At 69.7% G+C, this 13933-nt stretch carries 11 protein-coding genes and 4 pseudogenes; 7 read left to right on the top strand and 8 right to left on the bottom strand.

Annotated elements, in window-relative coordinates; genetic code table 11:
* Nucleotides 1-67: 67 nt before the first annotated feature.
* The gene (locus ACFYO5_RS23870; protein WP_388711959.1) at nucleotides 68-196 is read left to right on the top strand and encodes a hypothetical protein; all 129 of its coding nucleotides are present in this window, start codon (nucleotides 68-70) and stop codon (nucleotides 194-196) included.
* Nucleotides 197-402: 206 nt separating this feature from the next.
* Here the strand turns inward: ACFYO5_RS23870 and ACFYO5_RS23875 are convergent, their stop codons facing one another.
* The 4 genes and pseudogenes from ACFYO5_RS23875 to ACFYO5_RS23890 form a co-directional block, all read right to left on the bottom strand.
* Nucleotides 403-1074, bottom strand: a complete 672-nt coding sequence (locus ACFYO5_RS23875; protein ID WP_388711962.1) for a response regulator — start codon at nucleotides 1072-1074, stop codon at nucleotides 403-405.
* On the bottom strand, nucleotides 1071-2429 hold the full coding sequence (locus ACFYO5_RS23880) for a sensor histidine kinase (RefSeq protein WP_388711965.1): 1359 nt from the start codon (nucleotides 2427-2429) through the stop codon (nucleotides 1071-1073). The genes ACFYO5_RS23875 and ACFYO5_RS23880 overlap by 4 nt, the downstream gene beginning before the upstream one ends.
* Nucleotides 2430-2579: 150 nt before the next feature.
* Nucleotides 2580-4718 carry an MMPL family transporter gene (locus tag ACFYO5_RS23885; RefSeq protein WP_388711968.1) on the bottom strand — a complete coding sequence of 713 codons (2139 nt, stop codon included), beginning with the start codon at nucleotides 4716-4718 and terminating at the stop codon, nucleotides 2580-2582.
* A gap of 264 nt (nucleotides 4719-4982) precedes the next feature.
* A pseudogene (locus ACFYO5_RS23890) lies at nucleotides 4983-5189 on the bottom strand (TerB family tellurite resistance protein); the annotation flags it as partial.
* Between the two features lie 8 nt (nucleotides 5190-5197).
* On the opposite strand from ACFYO5_RS23890, the pseudogene ACFYO5_RS23895 reads away from it, so the two are divergent.
* The 3 genes and pseudogenes from ACFYO5_RS23895 to ACFYO5_RS23905 form a co-directional block, all read left to right on the top strand.
* Nucleotides 5198-5529 (top strand): annotated as a pseudogene (locus tag ACFYO5_RS23895) (DUF6233 domain-containing protein); the annotation flags it as partial.
* A 108-nt stretch (nucleotides 5530-5637) separates the two neighbouring features.
* Nucleotides 5638-6057, top strand: a complete 420-nt coding sequence (locus tag ACFYO5_RS23900) for a hypothetical protein (protein ID WP_388711971.1) — start codon at nucleotides 5638-5640, stop codon at nucleotides 6055-6057.
* A gap of 495 nt (nucleotides 6058-6552) precedes the next feature.
* On the top strand, nucleotides 6553-6924 hold the full coding sequence (locus tag ACFYO5_RS23905) for a hypothetical protein (RefSeq protein WP_388711975.1): 372 nt from the start codon (nucleotides 6553-6555) through the stop codon (nucleotides 6922-6924).
* Between the two features lie 380 nt (nucleotides 6925-7304).
* On the opposite strand, the gene ACFYO5_RS23910 is transcribed toward ACFYO5_RS23905, so the two are convergent.
* Nucleotides 7305-8099 carry an alpha/beta fold hydrolase gene (locus ACFYO5_RS23910; RefSeq protein ID WP_388711978.1) on the bottom strand — a complete coding sequence of 265 codons (795 nt, stop codon included), beginning with the start codon at nucleotides 8097-8099 and terminating at the stop codon, nucleotides 7305-7307.
* A gap of 143 nt (nucleotides 8100-8242) precedes the next feature.
* Entirely contained in the window at nucleotides 8243-9151 is a 909-nt protein-coding gene (locus ACFYO5_RS23915) for a LysR family transcriptional regulator (RefSeq protein ID WP_388711981.1), read from the bottom strand.
* Nucleotides 9152-9223: 72 nt separating this feature from the next.
* On the opposite strand from ACFYO5_RS23915, the gene ACFYO5_RS23920 reads away from it, so the two are divergent.
* Complete coding sequence (locus ACFYO5_RS23920; protein WP_388711983.1) at nucleotides 9224-9613, top strand: RidA family protein; 390 nt, start codon at nucleotides 9224-9226, stop codon at nucleotides 9611-9613.
* Nucleotides 9614-9689: 76 nt separating this feature from the next.
* Nucleotides 9690-9815 (top strand): annotated as a pseudogene (locus ACFYO5_RS23925) (IS5/IS1182 family transposase); the annotation flags it as partial.
* Here the strand turns inward: ACFYO5_RS23925 and ACFYO5_RS23930 are convergent.
* Nucleotides 9815-9949, bottom strand: a pseudogene (locus tag ACFYO5_RS23930) (2-phosphosulfolactate phosphatase); the annotation flags it as partial. The pseudogenes ACFYO5_RS23925 and ACFYO5_RS23930 sit on opposite strands and share 1 nt — an antisense overlap.
* 263 nt (nucleotides 9950-10212) lie before the next feature.
* Between ACFYO5_RS23930 and ACFYO5_RS23935 the strand changes: the two are divergent.
* A complete protein-coding gene (locus ACFYO5_RS23935; protein ID WP_388711986.1) occupies nucleotides 10213-10626 on the top strand; it encodes a carboxymuconolactone decarboxylase family protein in 414 nt (137 codons plus the stop codon).
* Between the two features lie 22 nt (nucleotides 10627-10648).
* On the opposite strand, the gene ACFYO5_RS23940 is transcribed toward ACFYO5_RS23935, so the two are convergent.
* A complete protein-coding gene (locus ACFYO5_RS23940; protein ID WP_388711989.1) occupies nucleotides 10649-13681 on the bottom strand; it encodes a BTAD domain-containing putative transcriptional regulator in 3033 nt (1010 codons plus the stop codon).
* Between the last annotated feature and the right edge of the window lie 252 nt (nucleotides 13682-13933).

The raw sequence follows: 13933 nt of genomic DNA on the forward strand, positions 1-13933 counted from the left end.
AGCGACCGGCCTGCTCACCCTTGCCTTGGGTGACATTGGAGAGATCGGCCAGCAGGCGGGATCCGGCGTGACTGACCACCCCGTGGCCATCGACCACCCCGTGGCCATCGACCACCCCGTGGCCATCGGCCGACACGACGAGCTTGGGACGCCACTGGGCAGGGTGCGCGCAGAAAGTGCCTTCCTGCTGCCATGACAGAGACCTTCGACGAGCCTCATCTTCCCAGCTCAGAAGGCAACTTTCGCTTTTCCGCTCAAGACTTCGGACACCCCCATAGGCGAAACGCGCAGACTGGTGCGCACCGAGAGACAGAGCAATGCCCGTGCAACCACAGGGAGTTGAGGGACCGTACAACCGGCCTCCGGAACGCAACCTGAACCCGCCCCGAAGTCGGCCCGGACTCAGGCGGTCCCGGGTATCACAAGCCCCGACTCGTACGCCACGATCACCAGTTGCGCCCGGTCCCGCGCCCCCAACTTGCCCATGATCCGGCTGACATGGGTCTTCGCGGTCAGCGGACTGAGTCCCAACGCGTCGGCGATCTCGGGGTTGTTGAGACCGCGCGCGACCAGCGCGAGCACCTGCCGTTCCCGTTCGGACAGCCCGCTCGGCCCGCCCACCGCGGATGTCGTCCCGGTGTTCGGCGCGCGCAGAAAGCGGGCGATCAGCCGCGAGGTGGGACCGGGCGAGAGGAGGGAGTCCCCCGCGGCCACTGTCCGGATGGCGTCGAGAAGTTCGGCCGGCCTGATGTCCTTCACGAGGAAGCCGGACGCCCCGGCCCGCAGTGCCTCGACGATGTGCTCGTCGGTCTCGTACGTCGTCAGGACGAGCACCTTCACCCCCGCGAGATCCTCGTCGGCGGCGATGAGCCGGGTCGCCTCGATCCCGTCGAGGTCGGGCATGCGGATGTCCATCACGATGAGATCGGCCCGCGCCGACCGGGCCAGCGCCACGGCCTCCCGCCCGGTGCCCGCCTCGGCGACGACCTCCATGTCGCCTGCCGACGAGACGAGCATCGCGAAGGAGGCCCGTACGAGGTGCTGGTCGTCGGCCAGCAGTACGCGGATGGTCATCGAACCTCGTCCTCCCGGGACAGCGGCAGTGTGGCGGTCACCTCGAAGCCCTCGGCGGGCCCCGGGCCGGCGTCCAGTGTGCCGCCCACGCTACGGGCCCGCTCCCGCATTCCGATGAGCCCGAACCCCGGCGGGCCGTCGGACGGGCCCACTCTGCCGCCCGAGCCGTCGTCCCCGCCCGTCCCGTCGTCCCTGACACTCACCCGCAGTGCGCCGTCCGCGGTCCACAGACCCACTCGCACGGTGAGGTCCTCGCGGCCGCCGTGACGTACGGCGTTGGTGAGCGCCTCCTGCACGATCCGGTACGCGGCGGCGCCCACGGAGGGCGGGATGTGGTCCGCGCGGACGGACAGTTCGACCTTGGCCCCGGCCACCCGGCCGGTCTCCGCGAGATCGGCCAGTCCGTCGATCCCGGGCAGCGGCCCCCGCATGTCCTCGGCCCCGGAAACAGAACCGGACACGGAACCGGGCCCCGGATCCGCGCCCACTCCGACGACCGTGTCATGCGCCCGCAGCACCTCCAGCGTCGTACGCAGTTCCCCCCGGGCGATCCGGCAGGTCCCCGCGATGTCGTCCAGTGCCTGGGCGACGGCCGTGCGGTCGAGGCGCTCGGGGTCGGCGGTGAGGACGTGGGCCGCCACGGACGTCTGCACGCCGATGAGTGTGATGCTGTGGGCGAGCAGGTCGTGCAGGTCACGGGCCATCCGCAGCCGTTCCTCGGCGACGCGGCGCCTGGCCTCCTCCTCCCGGGTGTGTTCGGCCCGTTCGGCCCGCTCGACGATGGAGGCGACGTACCGGCGGTAGTAGCGGACGTCGATACCGATGAACAGGACCGCGATGATCCAGCCGGAGATCTCCAGGGACTCCAGCGCCCCCATCGGGTTGGTGAGGCCGTTGCCGATCGCTGTCGGGCCGAGGACGGCGACACCGGTGAGCAGCGTGCGGCGTACGGCGCCGGTCGCCGCGACGGTGTAGAGCGCCAGGACGGTCGCGGGGATGGGCGGGGCGGGGTTGTAGCCGAGGGCATGGTACGGAGCCACGCAGGCCGCCACCCCGAGCAGGGCCACCACCGGACGGCGGCGCCATACGAGAGGCAGGTGCCCGGCGAGCAGCAGCGTCCAGCCGAGATGGTCGGGCCGGATCCCTTCGCCGCCCGTACGGGCGAGGGCTACGGCGAGCACGGCGACGCACAGGGCGAGGACCGCGTCGTTGCGGGTGCGGTGGGGTGCGGTCAGCGGTTCGCGGTTGATGGCGGACATGATGCGCTCGGCGAGACGGGATCGCCCGCCGCCACCGGCCGCCGTCTCCGCCGCCGACCGGACGCGTACCCCTGTGGTCGTTCCCCGTTCTTCCACGGCTCCATCTTCCGGTACTCGCGCGGGAACCCGGGCGCCCCTATGGAAGCAGAGGCGCCTGGGCGGGCCCGCCGGATCAAGGTGCACGATCAGCGTGCTCGATCAGAGCGTTCGATCAGAGCGTTCGATCGAGGCCTTCGAACAGCGTGCTCAGGGTGCACTGACGGTTTCCGCCTGCCGGGGCGGCTCGGTCGGTCCGCCCCTTCCGCTCGACCCGGCCGGTTCGGCCGGCCCGGGCCGCCGTGAGAGCACGCCCGGCCACCACACCTTCCGGCCCAGGGCGACGCTGGCACTGGTCACCAGATACGTCCGTACGAGGAAGGTGTCGAGCAGGACGCCGACGGCGATCACGAAGCCGAGCTGGACCAGCTGCACCAGGCCCATGTTCGTCAGCACGGCGAAGGTCGCGGCGAGGACGAGTCCGGCGGAGGCGATGACGCCGCCGGTGGTGCGCAGTGCGGTGAGTGCCGCCGTGGCCGGTTCCGCTCCCGCCAGGGACTCCTCCCTCATCCGGTGCATGAGGAAGATGCCGTAGTCGACGCCGAGGGCGACCAGGAACACGAAGGACAGCAGTCCGAGCCCCGGATCGGTGCCCTTGAGGCCGAGGAGCGGTGCGAAGACCAGTCCGCCGATCCCGAGGGAGGCGCCCCACACCGCGACGACAGCGACCACCAGGAGCAGCGGTGCGACCAGACTCCGCAGCAGCCCGATCAGGATGAGCATCACGAAGACGAGGACGAGCGGTACGACGATCTTCGTGTCCCGGGCGTTGGTGACCTCCAGGTCGATCTGCTGGGCGCTGTCCCCGCCGACGTAGGAGCCCTTCAGTTCGTTCCGCAGGGACTTGATGGTGGCGGTCTCCTCCGCCGACTGGGGTGCGCTCTTCGCGAAGACGGCGACCTCGGTCCAGCCGTCTCCCGTGCGCCCCTTCTCCGCGCTGCCCACGCCTGGTGTGCCGCGGACGGTCGCGAGGGTCTCGTCGGCGCGTCCCTGCGGGGTGATGACGTCGATGGGCTGGCTGCCCTGCCCGGGATAGGCCTTGGCAAGGGTCTCCATCGCGACGACGGCCTCCGGCTTCTTGACGAAGGAGTCCTCCTGCTTGAGCGGTTCCGGCAGGTTGAGTGAGCCCAGGGCGAGGGCGCCGAGCACTACGGCACCGCTCGCGAGTACGGTCAGCGGCCTGCGTCCGGCAGAGCTGCCCATCGCCGAGAACAGGCTCCGCCGCTGCTTGGGCGTGCTCCCGAAGACGGGCACGAGCGGCCAGAACACCCGCCGTCCGACCAGTACGAGGACGGCGGGGAGCAGGGTCAGCATCGCGATCAGCGCGCACAGCACACCGACGGCGCCGAGCGGGCCCATACCCCGGCTGCTGTTGAGGTCGGCGGCAAGCAGGCACAGCAGTCCGGCGGCGACGGTGCCTGAGGACGCGAGCACGGCGGGCCCGCAGCCGCGCAGGGCGGCGACCATGGCCTCGTACGGTCGCTCGATGCGCCGCAGCTCCTCCCTGTAGCGCGAGATGAGCAGCAGCGCGTAGTCCGTGCCCGCCCCGAACACAAGGATGGTCATCACACCCGAACTCTGCCCCGAGACGGTCGTCCCGAAGGCCTGGTTGAGGCCGTAGGCGACGCCCATCGACATGTAGTCGGCGATCCCGGCGACGACGAGGGGCACGAGCCACAGCACAGGGCTGCGGTAGATCAGGATCAGCAGTACGGCGACGACGGCGACGGTGGTGTAGAGCAGCGGTCCGCCGAGCGAGTCGTAGACCGCGCCGGAGTCGGTGGCCAGCGCGCCGGTGCCGCCCACATCGACGCTCAACCCACCCTCGTCCTGGGCGACTTCACGGACGTCGTTGACGAGCTTGTCCTGCTGTTCCTCGTTCGCCCCTGGCTCGTTGCTGGCGATCGGGTACATCAGGGTCGTGCCGTCCTTGGACGGAATCCCCTTGGGAGCACCGCCGATCAGCTCGTGCTGTCGGGTGATCTCCGCTACCTGCCCGGCCGCGGTCTTCCGGTCGGCGGCGCTGAGCCCGCCGTCCCGGTGGTAGACGAGGACCATCTCGGTGGTCTCGCCACCGGGCAACTTCTCCTCGATCTTCGCCGCTCGCGTCGAGTCCGCGCTCGCCGGCAGGTAGTCGGTGACCTTGTCGTGCTGCACGTCGGCGAGCTTCGCCGCGAACGGCCCGACGAGTGCGATCACCGCAATCCACAGCCCGAGCACCGCCCATGGAACGGCTCGCCTGCGCCCCGGCCCCAGCCTCGTCGTAGCGGTTGTCTCTCCGGCCCTCATCGACCGATCTCCCTCCGGGTGACGTCTGCTTCGGTCCCCACACTTCCGCTGAGAACCACCACTTTCGTCGGGCGGGAGGGCGAGGTGACGCGTACTGCCGGGGGTGACGGCGGCTGCGGATTACTCCCTGGGGAGTAATCCGGCGGACGGCACGCCGCCCCGGAAGGGACGCGGGGAACCGCGCGACCTGCTGCCACCGACCCGCAGCAGAATCGGTCCACCGCCGGGAGGGCGCGAGGGGCCCGGGCCCACCCGGGGCTCACGCGACGGCGTCCGCGCCACCGTGAGCAATCGCGTCACATCATCCGCACAGATCGTCAGCCCAGCGCCCACTGCAGCGAGGGTCTCCCGTTCGGCAGGCGTGCACGGCCCGTCGCGAGAGCGATACGGGCGCCCTGGAGGAGGATGGCCTCCCGGCCGGCGGAGGGCCAGGTGGGACAGCGGGTCCAGGGCCTCGTGGAGCTCCATGGCTGGTGTAGGTGCGAGCCCCCGACCACGTGAAACCCGTACCCGGCGTCGCGTACGACGACGTCCCCACGACCCGGCTGCCGCCCCTGTCGACGGAGCAGCAGATTCTCGGGAGCGCCGGCCCTCGGGCCGGGTCCTGCAGAAGCAGGACGGCGGCCGCGGTCCCGGCCGGGGTGTCATCCCCGCCGACTGCGAGGAAGCACCAGCTGGGGCACCGAAGCTGACCCTGGACCAGGCGCTGGACGCCGCGGAGCACCCCGGGGACCCGCTGTGCTCCCTGTGCGGCGCGGCGACCGAACTGGAGCCCATGCTCAAGGGTTTCGACCACGGCTTTGACGATTGACCCGCAGGGCCCAAGCCGTGGTCGACCAGATACCGGAAAGGACTCACTGGTACCCCAAGGAGAACGACCTGGGTAGGGCAGCGGAAGCCGTTGATAGATTCACCCGTCGTGCGATCAAGTGAGTACGATCTCGACTTCCGTGACCGGGCCGGCAGGACCCGAGCCTGGGGCACGGGCCTGCTCGTGGTGGCCGGCCTGCTGTGGAGCTGGTGCACCCTGCTGCTCCTTACCCCCTATGAGGTGAACCGCACGCCCGACGACCGGTACCCCGTTGACTGCGAGTCGCGGCTGCTGACGGAGAGCGGCACGGCCAACGAAGGTCTGGGCCACGGCGACTACTGTCAGAACGAGCGCGACTGGCCGGAGGCCATGGCCGTGCTGGGACTGTCCCTGCCGGTGTCCGTGGCCGGAGCGGTCCTGTTCACAAGCGGCAGCGTCAGTCGGCGGATGAGCGCCCACGCCGAGGCGATGCGCGAACTGGACCAGATCGCCGACGAGCGCGAACGGCGGGCCGCCCGCGCGCGGTGACGTCCGGGGGCATCGAGACCGCACCCGCGCACGAGAGCGCTCGTTCCCTGGAGCCGATCCACGCCTGAGGACACTCGGCCCGGGAGATCGCTCCGCGCATGAGAGGGGTACGACGGTACGGCGGGGACGGCCATCGACACCCGGCTACGCCTCGTCTTCACCACGACCCAACGGGAGAGGCCGGCCGTCACACGGAGCGGTCGGGCGCTGGGGTGCGCAGTCGTCGTGAGTTTCCAGCCGCTGCCGGTGCGCCCGGTTCTGCAGCCAGTCCGCGTGCTCGGGCTGCCCGTGTTCGCGAGCGGTGCCGCTACCCCGCGCCGATGTGGAACATTCGGGGAGATCCATTGAGGGAGGGCCCAACTGGCTTCTTTTGGGGCGAAACGATCTTGACGGCCCGCCGGTCGCCCTGATGAGCTGGCACCGCCGATCGGGGGACGGCATGATCTGCGCCTCCGGGTCGGCGCATTCATCTGACCGGCATTCCAGGAGTAGCGCATGAAGAAAGTTGCCCATCTCGCCCTCGCGGCGCTGACCACAGTCTCACTCGTCGGGCTGGCCTCCCCGTCTGCGGACGCCGCCACCAGCTGGCATTGCAGTGGCAAGCTGACCAAGCGGTGCATCAGCCACAGTGGCACCAAGGTCACGGTCAAGTTCTCGAATACGACCTCCAGGTCCGCCAAGGGCCAGTTCGGTGTCACGTGCGCCGGCTCCGGCGGTCAGGACGCGAAGGTCCTCAAGGACGGCACGATTGCCGGTTACGACACCTTCTCGAAGTCGTACCAGTGCCCGAAGGGCTTCCGTGATCACGCCACTGGCTGGCAGATGAGCAACGGCAAGGTCTACCGCACGCCGGCTGTCAAACTCTAGGCAGGTCGAGCAGGAGGCAGGCACCGCCCAGGGTGCCTGCCTCAGCCGGAGCGCTTACGAGGCTGTGAGCGAATGAGCTCGGGGTGCATTGGCCTGGAGGTTTGGCTGGTGGGTGACACGCGGCTGTAGGGCGTGCGAGGACGAGTTCGGTGCGTGTCCGCCGTCGGATGGCCCGGCGGCTGGCGCGGTCGGAGACCAGGCCGGCGACAGCGCGGTAGGTCTGTGCGCAGTGTTCGCGGCGGCCTGGGTATCGCTGCAGCGGACGCCACTGGTTGTGTTCAGCGTTGGCGTGCTCGACGCAGATCCGGCGGGAGGACTGCCGTCGGTGCATCTCGCGCCAGGCGGAACGCTCGCAGCAGCCGGCACGTCACGCTCCGGCCTCACGCGCGGTCTGATCGATCCTGCTCCCGCTTCGTGAGCGCCGCCGCGGTGGCGACCACGAACGCTTCCGGGTTGTCCAGCATGATGTTGTGTCCACAGTCCGGGATCGCGACGACGGACACCCCGGCCTCGGTGAGAGCGTCCATGCCCGGCAACGGGCCGTCGGCCTCGGGCAGCAGGTAGGTACGGGGAATCTTCAAGCCCAGCAAGAGCTCACGCATGGTGGGGACAGTGCCGCGGGTGAGGTGGACCGCACTGCGATGCAAGGCCTCACGGCCTGCCAGGCGCATCGTGGACCACCAGTGCGCACCGGCCCGGTCGCGGACCTCTTCCCACCCGCCGGCCAGAAACTCCTGCTCGGAGTAGGAGGCGATGCCGCTGCTGCCTGCCGAGGCGGGCGTGGGCGGGATCGGGTCGAGGTTGGCGTCGACCAGGACCAGGCGGGAGACCAAGTGAGGGTGGCGGGCGGCCAGGACGATGGCCACCGAGCCGCCCATGCTGTGCGCGATCAGCTCGGCACACCTGACACCTGTGCTGGTCAGGACCGTAGCAAGCGCATCGGCATGTGATTCCAGCGTGTAGTCGAAGCCCGTCGGCCGGTCGCTGATGCCGTGACCCAACAGGTCGATCAGCAGTGACCTGCGGCCGGCCAACAGAGGATGAACCGCGACCTCCGTGAAGTAGGCAGGCGACGTGGCCCCCAACCCATGCACGTAGACGCGCGGCGGCTCCTGCCCCGGCAGCTCGACCCAGCGGATTCGATCACCCTCGGGCGTTACGGCGACGCTGCGCACAGTCTGCTCTCCTGCGGTCAAGATCGATGGAGAGACGAGAGTAGCTACCGAAGCCGGGTGCACCACCACCGCTCCCCGCCCCAAGTCCTTGCACGACAGTGGCAGCCGAACCTCCGGCAGCCCCGATTCCGTTCACCACGCCGTTAGTGCCTGTCCGGCGGATCTTGATGGAGAGCTGCCAATAGGCGTAGAGCCAGGGGGTCTACATCGTTCTTGCGCCACGCGACGGCGACTCGCGTGCGCGCGGTGCCGGGCTCGATCCCGCGGAAGGCGACGCCCTTGAGGCGGATGCGGCGGATACTCTCCGGGGCCAGTGATACGCCCAGGCCGGTTTCCACCAGGGCGCAGACGGTCTGCCATTCCACGGCATGCTGGGTCACTTGGGGGGTGAAGCCCGCAGCGGTGCACAGGTTGGTGATCTGGTCGTACAGCGGCGGGCCGACGGCGCGGGGCAGGAGCACGAAGGGGCATTGTGCCAACTGCTCGACTCTGACGGTCCGTTGTGCCGTAAGTGGGTGTGAGGAGGGCAGGACGGCCACGAACGGTTCGGTCAACACGGTCTTGAATCCGAGGTCCGCGTCATGGGCGGGCGGTTCACGCAACAGGCCGATGTCGATCGTCCTTTCGCGCAGAGCGGCCAGTTGCGGTGTGGTGGTCATCTCCTGGATGTCCAGGTCCACGGCGGGAAACCGTTCCCGGAAGGTGCGCAGCAGGCCGGGGAGGACAGTGAGGGCGAGGGAGGCGGCGAAGCCGATCCGCAGGCGGCCAGCCCTGCCGCTGCCGACTTCTCTGGCTGCGGTCAGGCCCTCTGCCAGGTCGGTGAGGGCATGCCGGGCAGCGGGCAGGAGTTCCCGGCCTGCCGGGGTGAGGCCGATGTTCCCAGGTTCGCGGCTGAAGAGCGCGTACCCGACCTTGTCTTCCAGGCGGCGGATCTGTTGGCTCAGCGGCGGCTGGGCGATGCCCAGGCGGGTGGCGGCGCGGCCGAAGTGGAGTTCCTCGGCGAGCACGACGAAGGCGTGCAGCTGCGGGAGGGGAAGTTCAGGGCGCTCCATACGCATAGAGATATCACCCCATGCTCGAAAGCATATTAGACGTATCAGTGCGGGTCACTTAGCGTTCGGCGCATGACAGAGCGACGTTCCATCCTCAGCGGCTCGACGTTCGAGGAGCAGATCGGCTACGCCCGCGCCGTGGTCGACGGTGACTGGGTTCATGTGTCCGGGACGACCGGGTTCGACTACGCCACCATGACGATCTCGGACAATGTGGTGGAGCAGGCCGAGCAGTGCCTGCGCAACATCGAGGCCGCGTTGACCGAAGCGGAGTGCACCTTCGTTGACGTGGTGCGGGTGCGCTATCTGCTGCCCGACCGGGCCGACTTCGAGCCCTGCTGGCCGGTGCTGCGTCGCGCCTTCGGAGAGGTCCGGCCGGCCGCCACCATGCTCATGTGCGGCCTCGCCGATCCCCGCATGAAGATCGAGATCGAGGCGTACGCCCGGCGGATCACCGCGTAACCGCGTAGTCCGGTCTGGGTGAACGGGGGCACCGTGCCCGAGGTCGGGCGGGGCGATCTGACACATGCCGAGGCACGCCGACGCTGAAGACCGGATCGACTGGAGCATGGTCGGTATCGATTCCACCTCCTGCCGGGCCCTTCAGCACGCGGCTGGCGCGCGCACGACACCTCCGCGCATCCCGGGACGCCGGGCTCTGCCCTCGCAGAGAACGATCTTCTCCGCCCCCTGGGCAAAGGCCCAGGCAGCCACGGTGAACGCACGCATGACATCGACTACGACCGCCACGGACGGGGCTTCGACCAGATCAGCGATGCCGAGGAAACGAGTGTCCATTCCGGTCATGATCGCGCATGCCCGACCCATGACACCCAGAGGGTGATGTGCATCACATTGGCGGTGTCGGAATGCAACACCTCCGGCTACCTGCGGGGGGAGTGTTCGCGGCTTCAGCCCGGGTCTGCTGTGGAGTGGCGGTGGCAGTGAGCTGGTGGAGGGCGATGGCGCTGGCGATGCGGTGGTGTTCCTCGTCGTGTCACAGGCGTGAGGGCTCTCTCGTCTCGGGGGTGAAGGCATCGACGAACGTGGAGGAGCACACCATGGACGCGAGATTGGACTACTTCGCCAGCCCGGCCGCCGGCAAGGCGCTCAAGTCCTTCTTGTCGGTCGGCCGGGAGCTGAAGGAATCGCCGTTGCCGGCTGTGACGCAGGAGTTGGTAGCGCTGCGCGTGAGCCAGATCAACGGCTGCGCGGTCTGTATCGACATGCACACCAAGGAAGCCGCCGCGGCCGGCGAGAGCGCGGTGCGGCTGAACTTGATCGCGGCTCGGCGGGAAGCGACGGTGTTCACCGAGGCGGAACGCGCCGCACTCGCCTTGGCGGAGCAGGGGACCCGGGTCGCGGACGCGGCCGCCGGGGTCAGCGACGAGGTAGGGGCGGCGCGGGCATCACCTCCCGTGGTACCCGCGCGATCGTGGCGGCGATGCAGGCCGAGCTCACCGTCACCCGTGTGAACTCGTCGGCCGAGGAACTTCCCTACCGCTGGAGCTGCTTGAGCAGTTTGCGTGTACTGGGAGAGGGTGAGGCGTCGATCCGGGCCAGCGCCGCCTCGCAGTTCTGGAACGCGGTGAGGACGCCGTCGTCGTCGCCCAGGGCGTTCGCCGCGCGCATCCGCACACGCCAGACCACCTCGCGGAGCGGATCGTCCGCGGTCACCCGGTCGCACAGGCGGATGGCATGGCCGTACTGGTGGAGTTGCAGGGCGAGTTCGGCCGCCGAGGCGAGCGCGTCGACGGCCTGCCGGGACAGTGTCCGGCGGCGTTCCTCCACCCACTCCGAGGTGCGGTCCGGCAGATAGTCGCCCTCGTGCCGGGCGAGCACCTCCTCGATCGCCGACAGCTTCGCCTGCCCGGCCAACCGGTGGGCCTGGGCGAGGTCGGCTTCGAACAGCAGCGACTGGCAGCCCCGCGCCACCTCCTCGGCGAGGGCCAGTCTGCGGGGATCGACGACGAGGCGCAGTTGAGGCGGCAGCACCAGGTTCAGCTGGTGGACGGCCTGACGCAGATAGGCGCGGGTCGAGCGGTCGTCGCGCGCGAACAGCGCGTCCAGAACCTCCCGGCGGTCGGCGGCCCGGTCGGGCCGGCTGCCCAGGTAGGAGAGGAGTTCCAGGCTCTTGCTGATGCGGAGGTGAGCCCTGACGCCGTCGACGGCCAGGGCATGCCGTCCGAACTCGGCGACCGTCACCGACGGTATCCGCGCCGTGACCTTTATGTGCACCCCTTGGGCGGCGAGCGCCCGACCGACCGCGTGCCACGGCGTGTCCGTGTCGGCCTCGGCATCAATGCGGCGCGACGCGACAGCCGGGAACTCGGTCAGAATCTGCAGCAGTACGTGATGGGAGCCCTGGCGGTCGGAAACCTTGAGGGCCAGGTCGGCGGCCCGGTCGGCCTCGTCCTCGTGCCCGGCGCGCCATTCCGCCTCCGCCAGCAGCACCGCGGCGATGGGCAGTTCCAGGAGCTGGACGCCGGTCTGCATGAGCGATACGGCATCGCGCAGGTAGTTGAGTGCCTCGGCGTCGGCGCCGTCGCGCAGCAGGAGCCAGCCGCGCCATGCACGGGCTTTGGCCAGGGCGTGCTGCGCGTGCTGGATGAGCGGATCGTTCTCGAGTTCGTCGAGCATCGCCAGGGACTCGGCAGGGTCGCGGTGGTCGCGGGTTCTGAGTTTGACGAGCCCCTCCGTGAAACCGAGGTACCAGGCGTGTGCCCCGGCGTCGAGGGCGAGCCTGCGGCCGTCCTCGATGGCCGCGAGCGCTTCGGCGGGGCGCCCGGCGTCCATCAGGAGTTCCGGCACGACCACGTGCATGCTCAGGGAGTTGGGGGCCGAGTCGCGGGCACGTTCGTACAGTTCCAGGGCGCGGCGGGTGTGGCCTCGCGCGCGCAGCGCCCCGATCTGCCACGGGGTGGCCAGCGAGGTGCCCCAGTGCGACTCCAGGGAGATGTCGAGGTCGGTCAGGTCACCGACCCAGTATTTCGCGAGCAGCACGGCCGCGTCGAAGGGTCCGCCGGTCAGCGCCGGTGGTCTGTCGGCGGTGCGGTGGGAGGGATACATGAGCCCCCAGCGCACGGCGGTGACCTCCGCTCCGGGCTCGGCCAGCCGCAGGATCGCCTCCATGTCGTCAAGGCGGCCGCATTGGGCGTAGCAGTAGATCATCAGCGCCGCCGCCCGTTCGGAGGTCCGGACGACCTCGTCCCGGACGCCGGACGCGAGGAGCGCGTCGGCAATGGCCACTCCCCCTCGGTAGTCGTCCCGGGACCAGGCAAGCATGAGCCGCGCCGTGGTCAGCTCCTGGGGCTCCTGGCCCGGGGTGGCGGCGCCGAACGCCGTCAGCCAGCGTTCGGCCACGGGCAGGTCCAGCCGCTCGATCACCCGCCGGATCACACGTGCCCCGCAGACACGCGCATCGGCGAGTTCTTCGGCCTGAAGCAGTACTTCGGTGGCCTCCTCGTCGTGTCCCTCGTCGGCCAGGAGCCTGCCGTGGGCCCGGCGGACCTGGCGCAGCTCCGCCTCGTCGCGCTCGCCGAGCTGCTCGAGCAGGAACTCCCGCAGCCGCGGATGGCAACGTATCGTGCGCCCGTCCGGCGACCACACGACGGGCAGTCGGACCGACCTCAGCGACCGCATCCGCTGCGCGGGGACGTCCACTCCGAGCGCGCGGGCGCGATCGGCCGTCACCGCGTCGAGGACCGAGGTCGTCACGAGGAAGTCCCGGTCCTCGTCAGGCAGTTCACCCAGGATGCGGGAGGAGATGTAGCCGTGCAGCGGGTCGGCCTCGCCTCCGACGACCGCGGTGTGCTCCTCGGAGCGCCACGCCTCGAACAGCACACCGGTGACCCAGCCACCCGTCGCCGACACCGCCTCGGCCGCGTCGATCGTGGCGTTGTCGTTGAGCCGCAGCGCGTCGGCCGCCTCCTCGACGGTGAAGGCCAGGTCTTCCTCGCGGAGGGAGGCAACCGAGGTCGGGTCGAGTTCCCGATGAACCACCGGCGGGACATCACGCCGACTGACCATGACCACACGGGTGCTACCCGGCAGATAGCGCAGGAACGCGCCGAGCACCTCCCAGCCGTCTCCCGACGCCCCGAGGCGTTCCAGGTTGTCGAGCACGAGCACCAGCGGGTGCCCCTTCAGGGACTCGGCGAGCAGCCCGGCGGACTCGGCGTGCGGGATGCCCGCGCGCAGCGCACGGGTCGCCACCTGATGAGCGGCCGGTACGTGCCGTGCCAAGGTGCCTTCGAGGTAGGCGAGCAGACGTCCCGGACGGGTGTCGGTCGCGTCCACCGACAGCCACGCCACGGGGTAGGGCAGGTGCGTCGTCGCCTGATTGATGGCGATGGTCTTGCCTGCCCCCGCCGTCGCCAGTACGAGCACCACCTGCCGTCGCTCGATGAGCGTGCTGAGGGCTCGCTCGATCCTTGGCCGCGAGACCAGACGGGCCGGCACGTCCGGCACCGAGATCTTGTGCTGGATCAGACCTACGGAGTCCGACGCCGTGTGTCGGGGGTCGTCCATGTCACCTGTCCTCTTGGGGCCTGCCAAGAGGACCGGTGACTCGACTCCACAGTGCCGACACGGAGTCACCACCCGCACGAATTCGCCGTCCACTGCGCCAGGGCCCTCACCGGCAGTCTAATCCGTACCTTCGTCAGCGGCTTCTCGTCGTGCAGCAGGTGTGGGACTACCCGGTGTCCAGGTCCGAGGCGTCGGAACCGCCGACGCCCGGACCGCACTCGCGCCTGGGTCAACCACTGAACGGGCGGCGCC

The sequence above is a fragment of the Streptomyces sp. NPDC006259 genome (assembly GCF_042870975.1).
Taxonomy (GTDB): domain Bacteria; phylum Actinomycetota; class Actinomycetes; order Streptomycetales; family Streptomycetaceae; genus Streptomyces.

Excerpts from the sequence above, each read along its gene's own strand:
- ACFYO5_RS23920 (WP_388711983.1), top strand. The coding sequence starts at position 9,224 with ATGACAGAGCGACGTTCCATCCTCAGCGGCTCGACGTTCGAGGAGCAG.
- ACFYO5_RS23935 (WP_388711986.1), top strand. The coding sequence starts at position 10,213 with ATGGACGCGAGATTGGACTACTTCGCCAGCCCGGCCGCCGGCAAGGCG.
- ACFYO5_RS23885 (WP_388711968.1), bottom strand. The coding sequence starts at position 4,718 with ATGAGGGCCGGAGAGACAACCGCTACGACGAGGCTGGGGCCGGGGCGC.
- ACFYO5_RS23915 (WP_388711981.1), bottom strand. The coding sequence starts at position 9,151 with ATGGAGCGCCCTGAACTTCCCCTCCCGCAGCTGCACGCCTTCGTCGTG.
- ACFYO5_RS23875 (WP_388711962.1), bottom strand. The coding sequence starts at position 1,074 with ATGACCATCCGCGTACTGCTGGCCGACGACCAGCACCTCGTACGGGCC.
- ACFYO5_RS23905 (WP_388711975.1), top strand. The coding sequence starts at position 6,553 with ATGAAGAAAGTTGCCCATCTCGCCCTCGCGGCGCTGACCACAGTCTCA.
- ACFYO5_RS23940 (WP_388711989.1), bottom strand. The coding sequence starts at position 13,681 with ATGGACGACCCCCGACACACGGCGTCGGACTCCGTAGGTCTGATCCAG.